This window comes from Kitasatospora sp. NPDC034023, from assembly GCF_055575795.1.
Genome location: NZ_JBVIRY010000110.1, coordinates 1 through 1,438, shown reverse-complemented (window position 1 = coordinate 1,438; position 1,438 = coordinate 1). Strand labels below are relative to the sequence as shown.

1 protein-coding gene is annotated in these 1,438 nt (G+C 70.0%); it reads right to left on the bottom strand.

Going from position 1 to position 1,438, the window contains the following annotated elements:
- Window positions 1–172: 172 nt before the first annotated feature.
- Entirely contained in the window at window positions 173–1,396 is a 1,224-nt protein-coding gene (locus ACZ52R_RS43475) for an IS4 family transposase (RefSeq protein ID WP_465626875.1), read from the bottom strand.
- Between the last annotated feature and the right edge of the window lie 42 nt (window positions 1,397–1,438).

Sequence of the window (1,438 nt, the reverse complement as noted above, 5' to 3'; positions counted from 1 at the left end):
CCAATGCCGGTGATTTAAGGTCCTGCCCGGTCCGGCGATCGTGACGATGGCCGGAGCGGGTGGTGGCCAGTCGCGGTGTTCGGCCCGTTTGAGGGGCCAGTTGGACATCTTGCGTTTGATGACGCGTGGGCATGATCGGTTACGCCGTGGTGGCAAGAGGCGTTCGCTGATCTCAGCCAGGGTTCGGGTGAGTGCGCGGGCAAGTGTGCCGGGGGGAAAGCGCCGCCTGGGCGGGGACCTGGCGGCGTACGACCCGCAGGCTGCGGGTGAAGGAGAGCCGGTCGGGGTCCAGGCCCTCGTGCAGGGCGGCCTGGTGCATCAGCTGCCGGACGGCATGGTGGACGAGGAGGAGCCCGTAGATCTCCTGCTCGACGCCCCACGGGTACTTCGAGCGCAGGACGAGTTTGGGGCCGCGCTGGTGGGTCTTGATCTCGTCCAGTGTGGTCTCGATCTCCCATCGCTGGGTGTAGAGCGCGGCCAGCTCTCGGGCCGGTGCCTGTTCGGGGTCGAGGATGGTGGTGACCAGCCGGTAGACGGCCTGGTCGCCGGTGCGGGCCAGGGTGTACTCCACGACCCGCACGAGCACGGGGTTGCGGCGGCTCCTCCGGTCCTGTTCGGCGTGGACCGTGCTGAGGTAGGAGCCGTCGTCCAGGGCCCGCACGACCGGTAGGGCGGCGTTGGAGCGGACCCGCCACAGCAGGTCCGCTCCGCTGGCCCGGGCGGCCTGCCACAGTTCGAAGCCGTAGAAGCCCCGGTCGGCCAGCAGCAGCATCCCCTCTTGCAGACGGGTGAACAGCTGCCGGGACAGTGACTGCTCACTGGCCGAGAGCGGGCCGACGGCCGCGCCGAACATCGCGTGGGTGCCGCATTCGGCCAGTCCGACCAGCCTGGCCTGCGGAAACGCACTCGCCCCACGGCCGGACGCGTGTCGGCCGAAGAACTCGGTGTTGGCCTCGGTGTCCGCCAGGTCCAGGCAGGTGCCGTCCACCGCCACCACGCGCCACCGCCGGTACCAGGCACCCGCCGTCTCGGGCACGGCCAGCGGGCGGCAGACCCGCGCGAACAGCACCTTCAGCGGCTCGACGCCCAAACGTCGGCGGGCCCGGCCGATCGCGGCGGTCGTGGGCACCCGCCACGACCGCCGCCCGTCCCCGAGCCCCTCGCCCAGCAGCCGGGCGACCTCCTCGTAGCCCTGCCCGAAGAACAGACACATCGCCAGCACGAAGTACACCACCACCCGCGCCGGCAGCAGACGACTGCGCTTCTCACCCCGCCCGGTCTTAGCGATCACCTCATCGACCAGACCCGGCGGAAACGCCTGCGTCAGCACCCCGATCGCAATCCGATCCGACAACCGCTCACCCGCACACGACTTGACCTGCCCCACCCTCGCCACACCACAACCAACGACACACAGACCACAAAGTCACCGGCATTG